23 protein-coding genes are annotated in these 21,151 nt (G+C 52.6%); 9 read left to right on the top strand and 14 right to left on the bottom strand.

Annotation, left to right across the window (positions count from 1 at the left end; genetic code table 11):
* Nucleotides 1-133: 133 nt before the first annotated feature.
* Nucleotides 134-1,471: an MATE family efflux transporter gene (locus DYA43_RS18360; protein ID WP_020328843.1), complete on the top strand. Its 1,338-nt coding sequence runs from the start codon at nt 134-136 to the stop codon at nt 1,469-1,471.
* Nucleotides 1,472-1,522: 51 nt separating this feature from the next.
* On the opposite strand, the gene aroG is transcribed toward DYA43_RS18360, so the two are convergent.
* Together aroG and DYA43_RS18350 are read right to left on the bottom strand one after the other, a co-directional pair.
* A complete protein-coding gene (gene aroG, locus DYA43_RS18355; protein WP_020328841.1) occupies nt 1,523-2,575 on the bottom strand; it encodes a 3-deoxy-7-phosphoheptulonate synthase AroG in 1,053 nt (350 codons plus the stop codon).
* A gap of 173 nt (nt 2,576-2,748) precedes the next feature.
* Nucleotides 2,749-3,357 (bottom strand): TetR/AcrR family transcriptional regulator, encoded by a 609-nt coding sequence (locus tag DYA43_RS18350; RefSeq protein WP_061055335.1) that lies wholly within the window; start codon nt 3,355-3,357, stop codon nt 2,749-2,751.
* 189 nt (nt 3,358-3,546) lie between these two features.
* On the opposite strand from DYA43_RS18350, the gene DYA43_RS18345 reads away from it, so the two are divergent.
* Nucleotides 3,547-4,611, top strand: a complete 1,065-nt coding sequence (locus tag DYA43_RS18345) for an MBL fold metallo-hydrolase (RefSeq protein WP_061055334.1) — start codon at nt 3,547-3,549, stop codon at nt 4,609-4,611.
* Nucleotides 4,612-4,628: 17 nt separating this feature from the next.
* Here DYA43_RS18345 and cyoE read toward each other — a convergent pair whose 3' ends face one another.
* The 4 genes from cyoE to DYA43_RS18325 are packed head-to-tail and all read right to left on the bottom strand — an operon-like array spanning nt 4,629 to nt 7,869.
* Nucleotides 4,629-5,525 (bottom strand): heme o synthase, encoded by an 897-nt coding sequence (gene cyoE, locus DYA43_RS18340; protein WP_020328839.1) that lies wholly within the window; start codon nt 5,523-5,525, stop codon nt 4,629-4,631.
* Nucleotides 5,518-6,573 carry a COX15/CtaA family protein gene (locus DYA43_RS18335; protein ID WP_052193032.1) on the bottom strand — a complete coding sequence of 352 codons (1,056 nt, stop codon included), beginning with the start codon at nt 6,571-6,573 and terminating at the stop codon, nt 5,518-5,520. Before DYA43_RS18335 ends, cyoE begins: the two co-directional genes overlap by 8 nt.
* 19 nt (nt 6,574-6,592) lie before the next feature.
* Nucleotides 6,593-7,135: a redox-active disulfide-containing membrane protein gene (locus DYA43_RS18330; protein WP_047459542.1), complete on the bottom strand. Its 543-nt coding sequence runs from the start codon at nt 7,133-7,135 to the stop codon at nt 6,593-6,595.
* Nucleotides 7,132-7,869 (bottom strand): SURF1 family protein, encoded by a 738-nt coding sequence (locus DYA43_RS18325; protein WP_225869391.1) that lies wholly within the window; start codon nt 7,867-7,869, stop codon nt 7,132-7,134. The genes DYA43_RS18330 and DYA43_RS18325 overlap by 4 nt, the downstream gene beginning before the upstream one ends.
* Here DYA43_RS18325 and DYA43_RS18320 point away from each other — a divergent pair.
* Nucleotides 7,868-8,095, top strand: coding sequence for a DUF2909 family protein (locus DYA43_RS18320; RefSeq protein ID WP_020328834.1), 228 nt, complete (start codon nt 7,868-7,870; stop codon nt 8,093-8,095). The genes DYA43_RS18325 and DYA43_RS18320 overlap by 2 nt on opposite strands.
* Nucleotides 8,096-8,107: 12 nt before the next feature.
* Here the strand turns inward: DYA43_RS18320 and DYA43_RS18315 are convergent, their stop codons facing one another.
* Genes DYA43_RS18315 through coxB form a run of 4 tightly spaced genes read right to left on the bottom strand, consistent with a single transcriptional unit; the run spans nt 8,108 to nt 12,408 of the window.
* On the bottom strand, nt 8,108-8,992 hold the full coding sequence (locus DYA43_RS18315; RefSeq protein WP_047459547.1) for a cytochrome c oxidase subunit 3: 885 nt from the start codon (nt 8,990-8,992) through the stop codon (nt 8,108-8,110).
* Nucleotides 8,989-9,588 (bottom strand): cytochrome c oxidase assembly protein, encoded by a 600-nt coding sequence (locus DYA43_RS18310; protein ID WP_020328832.1) that lies wholly within the window; start codon nt 9,586-9,588, stop codon nt 8,989-8,991. Before DYA43_RS18310 ends, DYA43_RS18315 begins: the two co-directional genes overlap by 4 nt.
* 10 nt (nt 9,589-9,598) lie before the next feature.
* Complete coding sequence (ctaD, locus tag DYA43_RS18305; RefSeq protein ID WP_024374876.1) at nt 9,599-11,242, bottom strand: cytochrome c oxidase subunit I; 1,644 nt, start codon at nt 11,240-11,242, stop codon at nt 9,599-9,601.
* Complete coding sequence (gene coxB, locus DYA43_RS18300) at nt 11,239-12,408, bottom strand: cytochrome c oxidase subunit II (RefSeq protein ID WP_020328830.1); 1,170 nt, start codon at nt 12,406-12,408, stop codon at nt 11,239-11,241. The genes ctaD and coxB overlap by 4 nt, the downstream gene beginning before the upstream one ends.
* 315 nt (nt 12,409-12,723) lie before the next feature.
* Here coxB and DYA43_RS18295 point away from each other — a divergent pair, with 315 nt between their 5' ends.
* The gene (locus tag DYA43_RS18295) at nt 12,724-14,436 is read left to right on the top strand and encodes a phospho-sugar mutase (protein ID WP_061055332.1); all 1,713 of its coding nucleotides are present in this window, start codon (nt 12,724-12,726) and stop codon (nt 14,434-14,436) included.
* A 66-nt stretch (nt 14,437-14,502) separates the two neighbouring features.
* On the opposite strand, the gene DYA43_RS18290 is transcribed toward DYA43_RS18295, so the two are convergent.
* Entirely contained in the window at nt 14,503-15,546 is a 1,044-nt protein-coding gene (locus DYA43_RS18290; RefSeq protein ID WP_024374878.1) for an alkene reductase, read from the bottom strand.
* Nucleotides 15,547-15,697: 151 nt separating this feature from the next.
* Between DYA43_RS18290 and DYA43_RS18285 the strand changes: the two genes are divergently transcribed.
* A complete protein-coding gene (locus DYA43_RS18285) occupies nt 15,698-16,276 on the top strand; it encodes a TetR/AcrR family transcriptional regulator (protein WP_020429517.1) in 579 nt (192 codons plus the stop codon).
* A 73-nt stretch (nt 16,277-16,349) separates the two neighbouring features.
* On the opposite strand, the gene DYA43_RS18280 is transcribed toward DYA43_RS18285, so the two are convergent.
* A complete protein-coding gene (locus DYA43_RS18280) occupies nt 16,350-16,982 on the bottom strand; it encodes a LysE family translocator (protein ID WP_061055331.1) in 633 nt (210 codons plus the stop codon).
* Between the two features lie 189 nt (nt 16,983-17,171).
* Here DYA43_RS18280 and DYA43_RS18275 point away from each other — a divergent pair, with 189 nt between their 5' ends.
* The 3 genes from DYA43_RS18275 (at nt 17,172) to DYA43_RS18265 (ending at nt 19,203) form a co-directional block, all read left to right on the top strand.
* Nucleotides 17,172-18,008 carry an AraC family transcriptional regulator gene (locus tag DYA43_RS18275; RefSeq protein WP_024374881.1) on the top strand — a complete coding sequence of 279 codons (837 nt, stop codon included), beginning with the start codon at nt 17,172-17,174 and terminating at the stop codon, nt 18,006-18,008.
* 155 nt (nt 18,009-18,163) lie between these two features.
* On the top strand, nt 18,164-18,886 hold the full coding sequence (locus DYA43_RS18270) for an AzlC family ABC transporter permease (protein WP_061055330.1): 723 nt from the start codon (nt 18,164-18,166) through the stop codon (nt 18,884-18,886).
* Entirely contained in the window at nt 18,883-19,203 is a 321-nt protein-coding gene (locus tag DYA43_RS18265; RefSeq protein ID WP_020328822.1) for an AzlD domain-containing protein, read from the top strand. Before DYA43_RS18270 ends, DYA43_RS18265 begins: the two co-directional genes overlap by 4 nt.
* 33 nt (nt 19,204-19,236) lie before the next feature.
* Here the strand turns inward: DYA43_RS18265 and DYA43_RS18260 are convergent, their stop codons facing one another.
* Nucleotides 19,237-19,851: a fumarylacetoacetate hydrolase family protein gene (locus DYA43_RS18260; RefSeq protein ID WP_061055329.1), complete on the bottom strand. Its 615-nt coding sequence runs from the start codon at nt 19,849-19,851 to the stop codon at nt 19,237-19,239.
* Nucleotides 19,852-19,955: 104 nt separating this feature from the next.
* Entirely contained in the window at nt 19,956-20,426 is a 471-nt protein-coding gene (gene ohrR, locus DYA43_RS18255; RefSeq protein ID WP_061056051.1) for a transcriptional regulator OhrR, read from the bottom strand.
* A gap of 129 nt (nt 20,427-20,555) precedes the next feature.
* Between ohrR and ohr the strand changes: the two genes are divergently transcribed.
* The gene (ohr, locus tag DYA43_RS18250) at nt 20,556-20,981 is read left to right on the top strand and encodes an organic hydroperoxide reductase Ohr (RefSeq protein WP_020328819.1); all 426 of its coding nucleotides are present in this window, start codon (nt 20,556-20,558) and stop codon (nt 20,979-20,981) included.
* Nucleotides 20,982-21,151 lie beyond the last annotated feature (170 nt).

The raw sequence follows: 21,151 nt of genomic DNA, 5'->3' as shown, positions 1-21,151 counted from the left end.
AGTTCTACAATAGTTGAGTTGCGAAATCAGGTAAACCTTTGTCTCGTAGAACAAAGGCGTTGATTTCGACATTTTCAACCGCATATTACCTGACATAACTGCTCGTTCAAATTCAAAAAAACCATAGGTTCTTATGCAAAACCGCCAAACAATTACTCCCCCCTCGCTGTCACGTCAGCTGTTTCAGATGACCTGGCCGATGCTCTTTGGCGTACTGTCGCTGATGAGCTTCCAACTGGTCGACAGTGCTTTTATCGGCCAACTCGGCGTTCTGCCACTGGCGGCGCAGGGGTTCACTTTGCCAATTCAGATGATCATCATCGGCATTCAGGTTGGTCTTGGCATCGCGACCACCGCCGTGATTTCACGGGCGCTGGGGGCAGGTCAGGATAAATACGCCAAGCAGCTGGGCGGTTTAGTCGTGGCGATGGGCAGCATTGGCGTCGCCGTATTCGGCGTGGCGCTGTACTTGTTACGTCACCCGATTTTGTCGCTGTTAAGCGCGCCGGAAAGTGTGTTTACCATCATTGATAGTTACTGGATTTGGTGGGTCATCAGTGCGTGGACGGGCGCGGTGCTCTATTTCCTCTACAGTCTTTGCCGCGCCAATGGCAACACCATGCTGCCAGGGACAATGATGATGATCACCAGCGTACTGAACCTGATTCTGGATCCGCTGTTCATCTTTACTTTTGATCTCGGCATCAATGGCGCCGCGATTGCGACCATTCTTGCTTTTGGTATCGGTATTGTGATCGTAGCACCGCGGGTATCGGCCAAACATTGGATGCTGTTTGACTGGAGCGATTTGAATATTGCCCAGAGTGTGCGCTCCATTGGTCACATTATGGGACCGGCAATGCTGAGCCAACTGCTGCCGCCTCTTTCCTCAATGCTGGCCACCAAATTACTGGCAGGCTTCGGCACAGCGGCTGTTGCGGCCTGGGCATTGGGCTCACGCTTTGAATTTTTTGCCATTGTGTCGGTGTTGGCGCTGACCATGTCGATGCCGCCAATGGTGGGCCGTCTGCTCGGTTCAAGCAATATAGCGGACATTCGAAAACTGGTGACTATAGCGATTCGTTTTATTCTGGTATTCCAGCTACTGATCGCCTTGCTGACATTGGTACTGGCAACGCCTCTTGCCGGTCTGATGACCAGTGAACAGAGCGTGGAATCGATCCTCAACTGGCACCTGACGGTGGTACCGCTCAGCCTTGGGCCATTGGGCATCTGTATGCTGATGGTATCGGTGTCTAACGCGCTGGGTAAATCTTACGTCGCGCTGACCATTTCTGCACTTCGCCTGTTTGCTTTCTTCCTGCCCTGCTTGTGGTTGGGCGCGCAGATTGGCGATTTGAAAGGGCTATTTATCGGGGCGTTCATCGGCAATATTCTGGCGGGCGCGACCGCCTGGAGCATCTATCAGCGTGCATTGCATCGCATCGAAATGAATGTCCGTCAGGCTTAATATGAAAACAAAAAAGGCGCTCAGATGAGCGCCTTTTTTAATCATTGAGTGTTAGCGATTGCGACGCGCTTCCACTGCGGCAGCCAGTTGGCGCAGCACAGTTTCTGTGTCGTCCCAGCCAATACACGCGTCGGTAATAGACTGACCGTACGTTGGCGCTTTACCTTCAACCAAGTCCTGACGACCTTCGACCAGATGCGATTCAATCATGACGCCGAAAATCGCGTGTTCGCCACCTGCGATCTGCGCCGCAACATCTTCTGCCACCACCATCTGGCGTTGGTACTGTTTCGAGCTATTCGCATGGCTGAAGTCGATCATCACTTTCTGTGACAGACCAGACGCTTCCAGTTTCTGTTTGATTTCACCCACATGTTCTGCACTGTAGTTCGGCTCTTTACCGCCGCGCAGAATGATGTGGCAATCCGGGTTACCTGCGGTTTCCACAATCGCAGAATGACCGTATTTAGTCACTGACAGGAAATGGTGCGAAGCGCTGGCTGAACTGATCGCATCGGCTGCGATCTTGATGTTGCCATCAGTACCGTTTTTAAAACCAACCGGACAAGAAAGACCCGATGCCAGTTCACGGTGAACCTGAGATTCTGTGGTACGCGCGCCAATAGCGCCCCAGCTGATCAGGTCAGCAATGTACTGCGGGGTGATCATATCGAGGAATTCGCTTGCCGTTGGCATGCCCATATCGGTCAAATCCAGCAGCAGTTTACGGCCGATACGCACGCCGTCGTTGATTTCGTAAGTGTCGTTCAGGTACGGGTCGTTGATCAAACCTTTCCAACCCACCGTGGTACGTGGTTTTTCAAAGTAAACTCGCATCACGACTTCGAGCTGTCCGCTCAGTTCATCACGCAGCACTTTCAGGCGTTTGCCGTATTCGATAGCCGCTTCAGTGTCGTGAATTGAACATGGACCAATCACCACCAACAGGCGATCGTCTTTGTCTTGCAGAATGTTGTGAATAGCTTCGCGGGCTTGAAATGTCGTTGAAGAAGCGACTTCAGTCGCTGGAAACTTCTCCAGTACAGCAACTGGGGGTAACAACTCTTTAATTCGTTTAATATTTACATCATCAGTTTGGTACATCGCTTACTTCTTCCTATTACTTGTCGCTGCTGGCTATTCGAACGGAAATAGCCTCTCCCAAAGCAGCGTCATTTGCTCTTCCCGTAACTTATCCACTTCAAGCACCAAGCGCAACCATTATTTTTTGCCAAAAGCAATATGTGTAAATTATTTACACTTAAAATGATGTGTAATTATTTTTTTACACTGTAATGACTGAGAAAGAACTGGGCACTCTGCTGCGCCAGTTTGCTACGTTCTTCCTGTGATAACGACGGTTTCAAACCGAGGATTTGTGGCCAGAAACAGCTGCCCTTGATCAGGCTATGCAACTGGATATTAGCCAAATCGATATCCTCAATATTCAGTTGCTTATTATCCACCTGATGCTTGAGCCAACGGGCGAGTTGAGTCTCTTTCATCGCCATCTGTTCGGAATGCTGTGTCAATTCTTCTGGACGATACAGATAGTGCCCCAGCACGACCCTCGCCAAGTCGAGATATTCACCGGATGCAAGAATATCAATTTCACTCAGCAGCAGCTGTTCTAACTGCTCATGCAACGGCAAAGAGGCCAATTTGTCTGAATCCATTAGGTTCGCTGTCGCTTGCCACAGATCCGCCAGCAGGGTCATGACCAACATCTCTTTAGAAGCGAAGTGGTTGTAGACCGTGCGCTTGGAGACCTGCGCCATCGCGGCAATCTTATCCATACTGGTGTTTTGCGCGCCAAACTCGCGAAAAGCCGCCATCGCCGCCGATAGTATGGCTTCGCGCTTCAATTCACTGCGGGTCTTTTTCATTTTTCTTGCCTTGGTCGAATGTTCATTTTTGGTCAATATTACACTAAGCAGTTTACTTTTCACCACCCAATATGTAAACTACACCGACTAGTTTACTTTAAAACTTATAAGAAACGTCACAAACACTTCATGTTGATCGCTAAAGATACACCTAAGCGTTTGTGCCACAGCACAACACAGGAGGAAGATATGAATATCGAAACAACCTGCTCAACGGCGACTGAACTTCCGATGCGCGACGGCAAATTTGCCAACAGCGAGGTCGTGACCAAAACCACGATGCGCGACTTCCTGACCATTTCCTGGGCTTACCTAACCGCTGATCGCGAGGAAGCTGAGCCAAAAAAGCCGATACCTGTTCAGTCGATCACTACTGAGCAGCTCAACGATGAAAGCGAAGACGTTGTCTATCGTCTTGGCCATTCCACTGTACTGATGAAACTTGACGGCCAATGGATCCTCACCGATCCGGTCTTCAGCGACCGCGCATCACCCGTACAATGGATGGGGCCGAAACGCTTTCACGACACACCAATTTCTCTCTCAGAACTGCCTTTTATTGATGTGGTGTTGATCAGCCATGATCACTATGACCATCTCGACAAAGCAGCGGTAAAGCTACTGGCCGATAAAGTCGGACGCTTTCTGGTGCCACTTGAAGTGGGCAAGCTGATGGTGAAATGGGGACTGCCGCAAGAGAAAATCAGCGAGTTTGGCTGGTGGCAGAGTGCAACCGTTGGTGAGACAGAGTTTGTCTTCACGCCGACGCAGCATTTTTCCGGACGTGGCCTGAATGATCGCAACACGACCTTGTGGGGAAGTTGGGTGATCCGAGGTCAGGATAAATCGATCTTTTTCAGCGGTGATTCCGGTTACTTTGGCGGCTTTAAACAGATTGGCGATCGTTTTGGACCATTTGATCTGACTTTGGTTGAAACTGGCGCCTACAGTGCACTCTGGTCTGAAGTCCACATGTTTCCTCGTGAGAGCCTGCAGGCGCATTTGGATCTGAAAGGCAAAGTGATGCTGCCGATTCACAACAGTACGTTTGATTTGTCGCTGCACCGATGGTACGAGCCACTGGAGCAGGTCACTAAACTGGCGCGAGCACTGAATGTAACCGTCACCGCTCCGATGATTGGTGAACGTATGACCATCGCCGAGCCAGCACCGTTGGAAAAATGGTGGCTGAGCACCGTCAACGAGAGCGAACCAACGGCCGCAACCGAGCCATGTTTGAATACGTCTAACTAACTCTCGTCGCTGGCGCCTCAGAGGTAATGATCCAGTAGCAACGCGATAAACAGCATCATCAGATGATAAATGGAATACTTGAAAGTATTCATCGCCGAGCTGTTGTCCGGATCGTACTTCAGCGCCCACGCAGAGTAGATAAACCCGGCGCTGAGCACACTCGAAGCCGCGAAATAAATCACTCCACTCATTCCCACCAGCACTGGCAACAAACACACCAACGCCAGCAAAAAGGTATACAGCAGAATCGAAGTTTTGGTGTATTCCACCCCATGCGTCACGGGCAGCATCGGAATGTCCGCTTTGGCGTAATCGTCTCTGCGATGAATCGCGAGTGCCCAAAAATGCGGCGGCGTCCAGATAAAGATGATCATCACCAGCAGCCACGCGTTGGCGTGCAACTCTCCCGTCACAGATGTCCAACCAAGCAGCGGCGGCATCGCGCCAGCCAAACCAGCAATCACAATATTCTGCGGTGTCGCGCGTTTGAGATACAGCGTGTAGACCACAGCGTAGCCAAGCAGGCTGGCAAAGGTCAGCCAAGCAGTTAATCCGTTGACTCCCCAATACAAAATGGCAAAGCCGCACGCGCCTAAACTCAAGGCAAACAACATCACGCGGCTGGCCTGAATCTCGCCTGAAGGCAGCGGCCGCTTGTAGGTGCGCGCCATCATCGCATCAATGCGTCGGTCAATCAGATGATTAAATGCCGCCGCTGACCCGGCCATCAAACCGATACCTGACAACCCCAAGACTGCCGCTTTGAGTGGCATCAACCCCGGCTGCGCGAGGCACATTCCAACCAGTGCGGTCAGTAGCATCAGAGCGACCACTTTCGGTTTGGTCAGCGTGAGATAAATGTGCCAGCGACTGGAAGCCGATGCGGTATGGACCACCGCAATAGATTTACTCATGAGTCACACTCCTTGTTTGACTGACGGCGAGCGTCTGCGGCCAAAGCAGATAATTGCATTTGAGTACCGATATCAACAGCAACGCGGCGCCGAGGTTGTGCAACACCGCGATCGTCAGCGGCAGGCTCAGCAGTACATTGCCCATGCCAAGCAGTACCTGTACCGACAGAGCACCGATCAACATCTTGGCGGGTCGGAGATAGCCGAGCGCCCGTAACCTCAAGGCCAGTAATCCCAGCACGGCAATCGTCAGCATGGCGCCAAAGCGATGTGCTACATGGATGGTGAGTCTGGGTCCGTAATCGAGCACGCCAAATTCATAGCTATCGTGGCCATAATGAACCGGCGTAAACGCGGTACGAAAATCAAGATACTGACTCCAGTTACCTTCACACACTGGCAGGCTGCTGCACATCAGCGCCGCATAGTTAGATGACGTCCAGCCACCGAGCATGATTTGGATAACCACGACCCCGAGTGAAATCATGGCGAGCAGGCGCAGGCTGATCGGTGCTAAGGCATGGGAAACTGACGTTGATACTACCGCCTTCAGGCGCCAATACAGCAGCCACAAACAGCTCAGCAGGCTGAACCCACCAATGAGATGTCCCATCACCACCAGCGGCAAGAGTTTGAGTGTCACTGTCCACATGCCCAGCAGCGCCTGAAATACCACGATAGCCGCAATCATCAGCGGCAGCGTCATCGGAATGGGCCGATAGCGCAAACACAAATAGGTGATGCTGAACACCACCAGCCCGAGTGTTCCGGCGAAATAACGATGAATCATTTCCGGCCAGGCTTTGTGTGGCTCAACATCAAGATGAGGATAGAGAAACTCGGCTTTTTGCAGCGCGCTGGGCGAGAGCGGCACAGTGTAATGGCCGTAACAACCGGGCCAATCCGGACATCCCAGCCCCGCATCAGATAACCGGGTATACGCGCCGAGCGCGATGACCGCGAGCGTAAGTACGAGACTCAAGCGAACCAGATTCAGCCAACTGACGCTTGGGGTAGAGATTGCGAGACTGTGCGTTTGATTCGACATACCACCCTCCCTGATGTGTTCAGCCGACGCGCGATAACTTGAGCAGCTTACGCAAATCCGCCAGTACGTTGCGGCTCTGCGCGATTTGCTGTGACGCTTCCGGCTCGGCAAAACGCATCACCAACTGACCGAGCGGGTCGACGATCACCACATCCCCACCCTCAACGTGCTGCATAAACAGCGTATTCACCGGAATCTGTTTGAGCACACTGCCACCAAGCGCCGTCATGTCACTTTGATCGCTCACCAGCAGCACTGGCGTGACTCGGCCTTGTTCTTTGCCAAGTGCCGTATGGCTTTGGGCCAGCAAGTAAATCTGCTGCTGACATTCCGCGGCACAATGCGCGGGCACCACATACCCCATTTGCCAACTCACCTGTTCAAGCGGGTTAAATACTCCGAGCGAAGACATAGTGACCCGCGGCTCAATCAGTTGACCTTTGTTGGTCGCACCGGACTGATACCAGTGATTGGAGAGTACTGCCTGAGCGACCAGCGCGGGCAGCGCAAAGAACAGCGCGATACCGATCAGAATCAAGCGGCCTTTGTTTTTTGATGTCATTGATGCCTCCTTGCTCGCCATACTCTTAAGCCAATAACCAACGCGATCACGGCCAGAACTGCTGCCATGGTGAACCACTGCAAGGCATAGCCGAAATGCTTCTGTGCGCTCATCGCCAGTGGCTGCCAAGGTTGCGGATAGGGCCAGTTCGTCTGCTGTGGCTGAAATGCCAACGGCAGAATCGGCGTACCAAGCCACTGCGACAACTCGTCCATATTGAGGTTCTGAATCCGGTGCGGATTGCCCGCTTCCAGACCCAATGAGGAACTCAGTGGATTAGGAGAACGGGCATACAAACGCCCGGTCAGCGTCTGCGGTTCAGAGAGCCAGTCCACTTTCGGTAGCACGCGTCGGTCGTTTCCCGCTGGCACAAAACCGCGTTCAATCAACATCCAGTGTCCATCCTGTTGTTTCGCCAGTTGATAAGCGAGATAGCCCACTTTGCCGTCGAACGTTTGGTTATCGAGCAGGAATGTCGCGTCGGTATGCGGGTCAAACGTCACCGTAACCCGTAACCCGGTAAGCTCGGCCATTGGGTAACGTTCGAGCGCCACCGCCAAACTCAGCGGAGCCATCTGCGCTCGCGCGGCCAAGCTGGCTTCTAATCGCTGCTTTTCTTCACCACGCCCCAACTGCCAAAAGCCCAATTTGACCAGCAGCGCAAACACGACCACAGTTAATACAGCACCCACCCAGATTTTGCCCGACCACACACGCCTTGAAGGAGCTGCCATGCTGCCACTGGTTGTAAAAATTGCTTTGGTTTTGCTTTTACTGTTCATCATATTCAATCTGGCCCGCGCACTGATTCGAATGGTGAGTGAACCCAAAGAAGGCGAAGAAGAACGCCCGATGAGCTACTATCTCGGTCGCCGTTTGATGTTCTCGGCATTGGTGGTGATTCTGCTCATTTTCGCTCTCCTGAGTGGCTGGCTACATCCGAATGCCACGCCCTACTAATCTTAAAAACCTTTATAAAACATACACAAAGACGAACAGACACAGCCAAACCACATCGACAAAATGCCAGTACCAACTGCCAGCCTGAAACGCAAAATGGTCTTTAGGCGTGAAGTGATCTTTGGCGATGCGCGCCAGCAGCACCGTCAGGAATAGGGTGCCGAGACAAACGTGCAACCCGTGAAAACCCGTCAGCATAAAGAAGGTGTTGCCGTACACGCCCGACTGCAGCGTCAGTCCCATCTCGTGATAAGCATGCAGGTATTCGGTAGCCTGAAAATAGAGGAAAAACGCCGCCAGTATGATGGTGATTTCCAGCCACACCACCAGTGCCATCCGTCGGTTGCGCTCTAAACTCAGGTGCGCCATGTGCAGCGTGATGGACGATGTCAGCAGAATAATGGTGTTTTTGAGCGGAATGCCTTCCCATGGCATAGCCTCGGTCGTAGTGCCGCCCGGCGTAGTCAGTAGTGGCCACACGGCCTCAAACCCCGGCCACAGCACTTCGTGCGTCATCGCATTGTTGCTGGCCCCGCCCAGCCAGGGCACCGCGACCATACGCGCATAAAACAGCGCGCCGAAAAATGCGCCGAAAAACATCACTTCAGAGAAAATAAACCAGCTCATGCCTTGACGAAACGAACGGGCGATTTGCGCCGAATAAAGCCCGGCAAGCGACTCGCCGATCACATTGCTGAACCAGCCGGAAAGCATGTACAGCAGCACAAAAAATCCGGCAAACAGGATGACTTTGCCAATCACCCCACCAGCGCCATCTGTGCCCACGTGTTGCACGGTGATGCCCGCGCCGACCGCCACCATAAACAGCGCCAGCGCGCCGACGATCGGCCAGCGGCTCTGAGCCGGAACATAGTACGCATTCGGTTTGTCACTCATTGGGTTGCTCCTTGCGAAACAGAGACTCCCGCGTTGGCCAATGCAGGTTGCGGTTCCGCTTTATCCGTAATGTTGTACAGCGTGTATGAGAGTGTGAGAGTGTGGATGGTGTCCGGAATGTCCGGCTCAATATAGAAAATCAACGGCATTTCAGCGTGAGCTTTGGCCATCAGCGGCTGCTGACTGAAACAGAAACACTCTATTTTGTTGAAGTAAGTCGCACCTTGCCCCGGAGAGACAGACGGTACCGCCTGCCCCACCAAGTCCGAACCCGACAGATTGTCGGCCAGATACGCGGTCTGAATCACCTGCCCGGGATGAACGTCGATGTGTGTCACCTTCGGGGCAAACGTCCACGGCATGTTGTGGCTGATGTGCGCCATAAATTCGACCCGTATGGTGCGCGATTCGTCGATCTGCATGCCTTTGGGCTGAATGGCGGCTACCTCATTAGTTTTGCCATTGATGCCCAGCTGTTTGCACATCACGTCATATAGCGGCACCAGCGCGAAACCAAAACCGAACATCAGCACCACCGCCAGCAGCAGCTTAAAGGTCAGTTTACGGTTGGCTTGGCCGGAAGTTGGCTGCGTCATCACTCACCTCCTACTCTTCCACTTTTGGCGGAGTTGAGAAGGTGTGATGCGGCGCGGGGCTCGGTACGGTCCATTCCAAGCCTTCAGCACGTTCCCATGGTTTTGCGGCAGCTGGCTCACCGCCGCGCACACACTTAATCACCAACCACAAGAAAATCAGTTGAGACAGACCAAACGCAAACCCGCCGATGGAAACTATCTGGTTCACATCCGCAAACTGAATCGCATAATCCGGAATTCGGCGCGGCATCCCCGCCAAACCAAGGAAATGCATCGGAAAGAACAACACATTGACCGAAATGACCGAACACCAGAAATGCCAGCGACTGAGGCGTTCGTCATACATGTGTCCGGTCCATTTCGGCAGCCAGTAATACGCCGCGGCCATAATCGAGAACACCGCGCCGGAAACCAGTACATAGTGGAAATGCGCCACCACAAAATAGGTGTCGTGATACTGGAAATCCGCCGGCACAATCGCCAGCATCAGGCCGGAAAAACCGCCGATGGTGAACAGCACAATGAAGGCGATCGCAAACAGCATCGGCGTTTCAAAGGTTAACGAGCCTCGCCACATGGTCGCGACCCAGTTAAACACTTTCACCCCGGTTGGCACCGCAATCAGCATGGTGCAATACATAAAGAAGATTTCGGCAAACACTGGCATCCCGGTCGTGAACATATGGTGTGCCCACACCAGAAACGACAGAATCGCGATACTGCTGGTCGCGTAGACCATCGAGTGATAACCAAAAAGCTTCTTGCCGCTAAATGCGGGAACGATCGCCGAAATGATACCGAATGACGGCAAAATCATGATGTACACTTCCGGGTGACCAAAGAACCAGAAAATGTGCTGGAACATCACCGGATCGCCGCCCCCCGCCGCGTCGAAAAAGCTGGTGCCGAAGTACTTATCGGTCAGCACCATGGTGACCGCGCCGGCCAACACCGGCATCACCGCGATCAGCAGAAAGGCGGTGATCAGCCACGTCCAGACAAACATCGGCAGCTTAAACCAGGTCATGCCTGGCGCGCGCATATTGACGATCGTCACGATGACGTTGATCGCCCCCATGATGGAACTGATCCCCATAATATGAACAGAGAACACAAACAGTGCAGTGCTATCCGGGCCATAAGTGGTGGAGAGCGGCGCGTAGAAGGTCCAGCCGAAATTGGGCCCGCCCCCTTCGGTAAACAGCGATGACAACAGAATCAAAAAGGCAAACGGCAAAATCCAGAAACTGAGGTTGTTCATGCGCGGCAACGCCATGTCCGGCGCGCCAATCATCAGCGGGATCATCCAGTTCGCCAAGCCGGTAAAGGCTGGCATCACCGCACCAAAGACCATGATCAATCCGTGCACCGTCGTCATCTGGTTAAAGAACTCCGGTTTCACCAGTTGCAGACCGGGCTGGAACAGTTCGGCACGAATGACCATCGCCATCGCGCCGCCAATCAAAAACATGGTGAAACTGAACCACAGATAAAGGGTACCTATGTCTTTGTGATTGGTGGAATAGAGCCAGCGGGTCAGCCCTTTCGGCGGACCGTGATGTTCGTGTTCATCCAGCGCCAGCGTGCTGTTTGCACGGCTGAGATCCGCATCCGTTACCGGAGCCGATTTGGATTGTTCGGTGGACGGTTTCATTGCCCCTCCTTGCCACTGGCTTGTCCCTGAGTTTTAAACGCATTGATGTCTGACGCTTGCACCGCATCGCCGGTATTGTTGCCCCACGCATTGCGTTCGTAAGTAATGACCGCCGCCAGCTCTTTCTCACTCAGCTGGTTACCAAATGCCTGCATGGCCGTACCCGAACGGCCATCGACCACTGTAGCTATATGCTGATGCACATCGCCGGTGGTGACCGGGCTGCCTTTCATCGCAGGGAACGCCCCCGGAATCCCGAGCCCCGTTGGCTGGTGACAGACGGCACAGCGGTCGAGATACACTTTCTCGCCCAGCGTCATCAGCTCATCCAGCGACATCGAACTTTGCAATGCTTTTTCGGCTTCCTGTTTGGCCAGCGCAACTTCCGCTTTCTTATCGTTCAGCCATTGGTCGTAATCGTCTTCGGCCATCGCCTGTACCACAATCGGCATAAAGCCATGCGCCCGGCCACACAGTTCAGCACACTGGCCGCGGTAGACGCCCGGCTCTTCAATCCGGGTCCATGCTTCATTGATAAAGCCGGGAATGCTGTCTTTTTTGACGGCAAAGGCAGGCACCCACCAAGAGTGAATCACATCATCAGAAGTGAGCAGAAAGCGGATTTTACGGTGCACCGGCACCACCAGCGGTTGATCCACTTCCAACAGGTAGTGCGCGCCTTTAGCTTCAATCCCGTCAATTTGCTTTTGAGACGTGGCTAGCAGGCTGTAGAACTCCACGCCCTCATCGAAATAGCTGTAGTGCCATTTCCACTGTGAGCCGGTGATTTTGATGGTTAAGTCCGATTGAGACGTGTCTTCCATCGCCACCAGTGTTTTGGTGGCCGGAATGGCCATCGCGACCAGAATGACGATCGGAATGATGGTCCAGATTATTTCAACTTTGGTGCTTTCATGAAAATGTGCCGCCACCGCACCTTTGGATTTACGATGCTTGAAAATGGCGTAGAACATGGCACCAAACACCACCAGCGCAATCGCAACACAGATGTAGAAAATCAGCATGTGCAAGTGATACACCTTGCCACTGATTTCGGTGACACCGGGTGTCATGTTCAGTGATCGTTCAGCAGAAATCGCTGGGGCCGCAAAGCCGATCAGGATCAGATCAGTCCACAGCCACAGATTGGTCACAAATCTTCTCAAGAGAGATCTCCTCTGCTCAGCCGCACGGCATGTGCGTTTCTGGATGGGCTCCGTGTGAACAGCGAATTCGACACAATTTGTTATATTTATGTTAACTAAAGGCTAGTTAGTGTTTTGCGTTTGTTCAAGAAACGAACAATAAAGTCTTGAGGGAGATAAGTGACTGAAAATTTGTCCTAAGATTGGAGTAGGCGAAGACTTGGGCAACCATGCTGCGAAAGCATCAGGCCATAAAAGTTTAGCGATTGCGCCCTCATAATCGAGAATAAATATCACTTACACTAACAACTCAATGAACAAAATAAGGTGACAACCATGATGCAACAAGTCACGCAATGGTTAGCGAAAGATCCCGATCCAAGAACCCGCGAAGAGCTTCAGGCGCTGATTGATGCGCAGAATCTTGACGAACTGCAGGAGCGATTCAAATCCCGACTGGAATTCGGTACCGCTGGCCTGCGTGGAAAAGTCGGCTGTGGCCCAAATCGAATGAACCGCTTGGTGATTCAGGAAACCGCAGCCGGACTCGGAGAATACCTCATCAAACAAGTCGACAATGCCAAAATGCGTGGTGTGGTGATTGGCTATGATGGTCGCCCGGATTCGCAACAATTTGCCCACGACACAGCAGCCGTGCTGGCATCACTTGGCATTAAAGTTTATCTGACCTACAAAGTCGCCCCGACCCCAGTCGTGGCATTTGGCGTAAAACACTTCAATGCGGCCGCCGCCGTGGTAGTGACTGCCAGTCACAACCCACCGGAATATAACGGCTTTAAAGTCTACTGGGAAAACGGCGCGCAAATCATTCCACCGCACGATTCCGGTATTGCTGGCGAAATCGATCTGGCCGCTCAGCGCGCGGTGCCGTTGATGTCTTTGGATGACGCCCATCAGGTCGGTCTGCTGGAATGGCTGGACGACGCCTACTACCAGACTTACCGCAAAACCATTGACAACAGCCCACTGCTGAACAATCACACCAACCCACAAGCTGTTACCATCGCTTACACCGCAATGCATGGCGTCGGTGCTGAAATGGCCGAGACGCTGCTACACGATGCAGGCTTTAAAAATCTGCTGAGCGTGAAAGAACAACGCGAGCCGGATGGCACCTTTCCGACCGTGAACTTCCCCAACCCGGAAGAAGCCGGCGCGATGGACATGGTGATTGCGCTTGCCGACTCTATCGACGCTGAACTGGCGTGCGCCAACGACCCGGATGCCGACCGCTTTGCCGTGGCCGTACGCAAACCTGATGGCCGCTATCAGATGCTGACCGGCGATCAGGTCGGAACGCTGTTTGGTCATTACTTGCTGAGCAAAACCAACGCCAGCAAACAATTGGTGGGCAACACCATCGTGTCATCGAGCCTGCTGGGCAAAATCGCAGCGGCACATGGGGCGAAATATTATCAGACTCTCACGGGCTTTAAGTGGCTGACCAACATCGCCATGCAACAGCAAAGCGAGCAACATCAATTCCTGTTCGCCTACGAAGAAGCGCTGGGTTACACCGTAGGTAATGCGGTGTGGGATAAAGACGGCCTGTCGGCGATGGTGGCGTTTGCTCAGCTTGCGGCCGAGTTGTACGATCAAGGCAAAACCATCTGGGATCAGCTGGAAGCCATCTACCGTCAACACGGTTTGTACGTCACGGCGCAGCGCAGCATCGCACTCGATCCTGCGGCACCACCTGTCGGTGATCGCCTGCGCAATGAACCGCCGCACGAAATTGCCGGCAAAGCCATCATCAGCACCGATGATCTGAAGCATTCCGTACGCCGCTTTAAAGACGGCACGACAGAAAGCATCGACTTACCAAGCAGTGACGTGCTGATTTATCACCTTGATGGCGGCGCACGTGTGATTGTTCGCCCATCCGGTACGGAGCCAAAACTGAAGTGTTACTACGAGGTGGTGGGCAGCTTTGCTCACAACGAAAGCTTCGAAAGTGCCCAGGAGCGTGCCGATGAACAGATGGCGCTGCTGATCAGCGAGCACCAGACCAGCCTGCAAGGTCATTAATCATGCGAAAAGCCCCGCCGAAGCGGGGGCTTTTTATTGCCATGAATTCGCGCTTAACCAGTGAACTTACACCAGTTCAGCCAGCATGCTTTCATCGTATGCTTTGACTGCCTGACCATCACGCACCAGCGACACGTAATCCGGGTTGGCAATGAACGCACGACCGATCGCCAGCAGTTCAAACAGACCTTGTTCAATTGCCTGAGCGCCAGTTTGTGCAGTGAAACCACCCACCGCCATCAGCGTTTTCGAGTAATGCTGACGCATGTATTCCGACACTTTACCGCCGAGATAATCAAACTCCATGCTGTCGTCAAACATACCTTCGTGCAGGTAAGCCAATTCGCGTTGTTCCAGCTCGGCCAGCAGATAGTCAAATACCGCGCGGTCACGTGGATCCGGACTGATGTGCGCATACGCACCCGGTGACAAACGTAAACCGGTGCGGTAACCGCCGATGCGTTCAATGATGGCATCAATCACCGCCAGCGGGAAACGCGCCATATTTTCCGGCGTTTGACCAAATTCATCATCACGCAGGTTGGTGTCGTAGTGCAGGAACTGATCCAGCAGGTAACCGTTCGCGCCGTGGATTTCGACGCCGTCAAACCCGGCCACAATCGCGTTTTCAGCCGCGACTGCGTAGTCTTCAATCAGTTGGTCAATCTCTTCTTTCGTTGCCGCTTTTGGCACGGTGTAAGTCAGATCGCGACGACGCGGCACCGTTCCTTCAAACGCGACCGCTGAAGGTGCCAATACGTATTCACCATCAAAAAATGCCGGATGCGCAACACGGCCAGTGTGCCACAGCTGAGCGAAAATCTTACCGCCACGTTCGTGCACTGCCGCAGTCACTTTCTTCCAGCCTTCCACTTGTTCAGCAGAAAACAGACCTGGTGTGCTTGGGTAACCCTGACCGTCCGGGCGAATAATCGTCGCCTCAGAGATAATCAGGCCAGCATCGGCACGGCGCGCATAGTACGCCGCCATTTCATCAGTCGGAACCAGACCTTCGCCCGCCATACAACGGGTCAGAGGTGCCATCACAATACGGTTATCCAGAGTGATCTGGTCATTCAGTCGGTAAGGTTGAAACAGTAAATCGGTCATCGCAATGTCCTTGCTTTTAGTCAATGCGCTTATGCTAGATCAAACTTGAACGATCATTCAAGATATATTTTGAATGATCGTTCAAGAATTTTTGTCAGCGCAGAGAAATCGGAGTAGAATCGCACCAACATAATTGAGTTAGAGAAGCGATGTGCGCGTAGCCGAATTTGACAGAGAGCAGGTATTGCGCTCTGCGATGTACGAATTTATGTCGAAGGGATTCAACAAAACCAGCATGCAGGACCTGAAAAAAGCCACCGGTCTGCACCCTGGTTCGATTTACTGTGCCTTTGAGAATAAACGCGGCTTACTGCTGGCAGCGCTGGAACATTACGCCTGCGAGCGCACCGAGGAATTCAACGCCATCTTTGCCGCACAACCGACCGTGATGGAAGGGTTGAAAAGCTACTTTTGCATGGTGGTGGACGAGTGTGCACGCGAAGAGATCAAGGATTGTTTGCTGCAAAAGGCCCTGAGTGAGTTGTCCCAGCAGGATGACGAAGTAGAGCAAGTGATTCGCGACACACTGAATATCTGGAAGCTTGGTTTGCTGGCGCAGCTCAATCAGGCGCAGCAGCGCGGCGAAATCGCCCCGGATGCGGATTGTGATTTTCTGGCAGAGTATCTGGTGATGGGTATTTACGGCCTGCGCTCATTTGCCCACACCAAGCCGAAGAAAGAGCTGCTGTGCAAAATGTCCGATCAGTTGCTCTCGACCATTCAGGCATAACTTCAAGCATCCATTCAGACACGACAAAGGCACCCTTCGGTGCCTTTGTCGTTTTGATTTCGATGGTGTGGAATTAGCGCAGCAAGTCGCTCAGCATCCACAACGCCAGCACAAAGAAAATCAACCCCATCAGCTTGTGCTGATAAGTACGGAACTTCTCATTATCGAGCAGAGACTGACCAAATACTCCCACCGCCCCAACCAGCAGCAGGTTAAACAGCAAGCCACACACATTGAGCAGCAGTCCCAGTGCCAGCATTTGTTCTCCCGACGTCGCGGCAATATTGCCTGAAACAAACTGCGGCAAAAACATCACAAAGAACACCAGAGCTTTCGGATTGAGCAGATTGCTCACCAGCGCACGCTGATAAAAGGTGCTCGCCATCGTCTGGCTGCCCTCGAGTTCCGGTGCCTGCGCCGCATTGGCACGCATGCAATCAAAACCCATTTTGAGCAGGTAAGCTCCGCCGAGCAGATGCAGGATCTGCAGCGCCACCGGGCTCATGGCAATCAATGCCGATACGCCCAGCGCGGCCAACATGGTGAGGATAATACCGGAGGTCGCATTGCCCAGGCTGGCAAACACCCCTACTTTTCGTCCGTAGCTGAGACTCGAACTGGCGATCAGCAACATATCCGGCCCCGGCAGCAGCAACAACGCCACCACCGCAGTGAGATAGACCGGCAAAACAGCAAAGTCGATCATAGTAAATATTTTATAGGAATCAGGAAGCGGCGGATTTTATATCAACAACATCGATCAATCCAATACCATCATCCAACTAATTAAAGGTAATTGGTTAATGATTTCATATTTAATCACATGAGCAATTTTGTACAAAAAACGCGGTACGGTTTGAAGTAGACTGAACAGCCGTCGTGCAAAGAGTGGATTATGGATAAACAACGCGCCCCAAAATCAAAGGAAAGTGCCAAGTTTCAGGTGGCCGACGAACTCGGCGGCATTGAGCTGCTTGATGCCCAATACGAAACACAGAACTTTTCCCGTCACAGCCACGAAGGGTATACCGTGGGTGTGATTGAGCGCGGCGCACAACGTTTCTACCGCACAGGCGGCAACCATGTTGCCCCGCAAGACAGCATCATTCTGGTCAACGCCGACGAAGTGCACACCGGCCATTCAGCGGTCGAAGGCGGCTGGGCCTACAAAGCCATGTACCCGTTACCCGAGCAATTTCAGGCTATCTCGCGCGAGCTGGGCAATGGTGGTTACGGCACTCCCTACTTTCCCGAAGCCGTGGTTTACGATCCGGAACTCGCCAATCAATTTCGCCTGGTGTTTGATACGCTTGAGAAATCCGACAATCGCCTGTTGCGTGAAACGCTGGTGTACGCCAGCCTGGTCAAGCTGATGGCGCGTCACGGCAAAACGCCGCCGAAGCCGGTCGAGATGTCTAAAGCGCAGCAGCAACTGACTCTGGTGAAAGAGTTTCTGGATGATTTTCCGCAGGCGGATGTCTCGTTAGAGGAACTGGCAAAACTGGCGGGGATCAGCCCGTTTCATCTGGTGCGGGCGTTTCAAAAACAGTTTGGCTTTCCACCACACGCTTACCAGATTCAGGCTCGCCTGCGTTACGCACGCACGCTGCTTAAAGCAGGCCACTCGATTTCCGATACCGCGCAGGAATGCGGCTTTCACGATCAAAGCCATCTGCACCGTCACTTCAAAAAGGCAATGGGCATTACCCCTAAACAATACGTTCAGCATTGAACCGCCTGCCCGGTTGAAGTGAGCAACTTTGTACAAGTAATTGCCCCGCGGCTGTGATGTGATGAATCTTGCCCGCTCGCATCCCAGTAGCGGCGACGCACTGTATCTTTACGCCAGTTGCGTATAAAGTCAGCATTCACTATCAGGACGATTTCATGAGTAGTACCGTTTTGTCTCAACATTCTCACACCGAATCCAAATCCCGCCTGTTCTGGCAGGGAACCGTCGCCATGCTGCCGCTGAGCGTGGCTGTTTTGCCCTGGGGGCTGCTGGCTGGGTCATTCGCGATTGATGCCGGACTCAACCCGTTTGAAAGTCAGGCACTGTCAGCCATTTTGTTTGCCGGATCGGCGCAACTGGTTGCGACCGGCATGATCAAAGCGGGCGCAGGTTTGATGACGATGCTGATCACGACCCTGTTTATTACCTCGCGCCATTTTCTCTACAGTGTGTCGATGCGCAGCAAAATCAGTCCACTGCCGACACGCTGGCGTTTAGCGTTGGGCTTTCTGTTAACCGATGAGCTGTTTGCGCTGTGCGGTCAGCAAAGTGAACAGCAATTTAATCGCTGGTATGCGCTGGGAGCTGGGCTGAGCTTCTATCTGATCTGGAACCTCGCGACTCTGGTCGGCATTATCGCTGGCAGCTACATTCCGGCACTGAACGAACTCGGCTTGGAATTTGCGGTTGCCGCCACTTTTATCGCCATCGTGGTGCCGAACATTAAGAGTTTGCCAGTGGTGGTGTCGGTGGTGGTGGCGCTGCTGTTGTCCGTTGGCCTGACGGTGCTCCGTGTGGATGGCAGCCTGATGATTGCAAGTGTCGGCGCCATGCTGGCAGGCTACGCGACTGAGCAACTGCAAGGAGGTCAGGCATGATCATGTTATCGATTCTGGCCATGACGGCACTGGTGTTCATGAGCCGTTATCTGTTTCTAGAACCTAAACTGCCACTGCGCCTGAGCCCGGGTTTACAACGGTTGCTCAGTTATTCCGGCCCGGCAGTACTGACCGCTATCTGGGCTCCCATTGTGTTTACGCATGAAAAATCGCTGTGGCTGGAAAGCACCAACCCTTACATCTGGGCCGCGTTGTTGGCAGGTTTGTTGGCGTGGCGAACCAAGAACGTACTGCTGACCACCGTGGTCAGTATGGCGGTGTTTTTGCTGCTGAACTTGGTGGTCTTCAGCGCCTAATATTGGCTGGATTGCAAAAGAAAAAAGGCTAGCCTATTCGGCTAGCCATTCAATTTCGAGTAAGGTTTGTTCGCCGCATTTCAGGCGGCCGAGGAACACATCCCCCGCGTGCACAACCCCAACACCCTGCGGCGTGCCCGTCATGACGATATCACCGTCAAACAGCGTGGTATACGATTGCAGCTCTTGCAGAATCATTGCTGGTTTGAACATCATCTGTGAAACACCGCCACACTGCACACGCACGCAGTTGATGAACAGCTCAAGCGACAACTGTTCAATATCGAGACCAGCGAGCGACACAAAGCGGCTGAAGACCGCAGAACCATCAAACGCCTTGGCGCGCTCCCAGGGCAGCTGCTTTTGTTTGAGTTGCGATTGCAGTTCGCGCTTGGTCAGATCCAATCCGAGTCCGACACCCACATACTGGCCGTTTTCAACCACGAAGCAGATTTCTGTTTCGTAATGCAGTGGCTCTTCATGAAAGGCTCGCAGCGTACTGGAAATACTGCTGTTGGGTTTGTTGAATACCACCATCTGATCCGGGATGGCATTATTCAGCTCTTTGACGTGTTCCACATAGTTGCGTCCGACGCATAAAATTTTGGACGGGCTCACTGCTTGCTCTTCGAAACGAACCGCCTTCATATCTCTTCCTTGAATGATGATTGAGCGCAAAGTGTACCGTATCCCACTCAATCGCCAACAAAATTAGCGCGCGCGATGTCAAAATTCTGATCCTTGGCAAACTCTTATCCGTTGAGTTTACCAATCACCTTTTCACACAACTGTTTGAGCGTCACCAGTTCTTCGATATCGAGGTCGAACTTGCACACCATCGACTTCGGTACTGCCAAAGCCTGTTCGCGCAAAACCGTTCCCTGATCTGTCAGGCACAACTCGCGTGCACGCTCATCGGTCAGACTGCGACGACGCTCCACCAGCCCTTTACCTTCCAGACGTTTGAGCAGCGGCGTCAATGTGCCGGAATCCAAATGCAGTTTTTCACCCAACGTTTTCACGCTGATGGCGTTTTGCTGCCACAGCACCATCATCACCAGATATTGCGGATAAGTCAGATCCAGCGTCTCCAGCAACGGGCGATAAGCGCGCACCACCGCGTTCGCCGCACTGTAAAGCGGAAAACACAGCTGGTTGTCGAGCAGTAACAGCTCGTCATCACTGACAGGAAAAGGGTTCTGGGAAGGAACACAACGACTCATCTTCATCACTCACAATTAAATTGTGCACAATATACTTGCATTCCATCTCAAGATCGATTTAATATTGCTAACAATTAAATTGTGCGCAACTTAATTTTACACAATATACATTCCCAAAGGAGCAACATCATGAGTACGCTATACACAACAAAAGCAACCGCACTGGCTGGCCGTAACGGTAAAGTTTCAACGGATGACGGACTACTGTCACTGGAACTAAGCTATCCAAAAGAGATGGGCGGTACTGGCGCTGCCACTAACCCGGAACAACTGTTCGCTGCGGGTTACTCGGCTTGCTTCTCAAACGCAATTCTGCACGTAGCACGTGAAGCGAAAGTAGCACTGAAATCAGCCCCGGTTACCGCTGAAGTCGGTATTGGTCCGAACGCGAGCGGCGGCTTTGCCCTGACGGTGAATCTGGAAGCGACGCTGGATCTGCCAGAAGCGCAAGCGGTTGAGCTGGTGAAAACGGCGCATCAGGTGTGTCCTTATTCAAACGCAACGCGCGGCAACATCGCCGTGGGTGTAATTGCCAATGGTGTAAAAATCGCCTAATTCGCTCTGTATTTGTACAAAAGCCCGCCAATCGGCGGGCTTTTCATTTTTCTTCAATAAAAACAAAACCTAAACGTAACAATCCAGAAATCAAACCGTCATTTAAAAAACCTACCTTACTCTCAACCAAACGATAGAGCATCGAAGCTCGTAAACTATGAATAAGGTAA

Origin of the sequence: Vibrio fluvialis (assembly GCF_900460245.1) — a bacterium.
Taxonomy (GTDB): domain Bacteria; phylum Pseudomonadota; class Gammaproteobacteria; order Enterobacterales; family Vibrionaceae; genus Vibrio; species Vibrio fluvialis.
The sequence above is the reverse complement of the archived record's forward strand: the minus strand, read 5'-3'. Positions and strand labels throughout refer to the sequence as shown.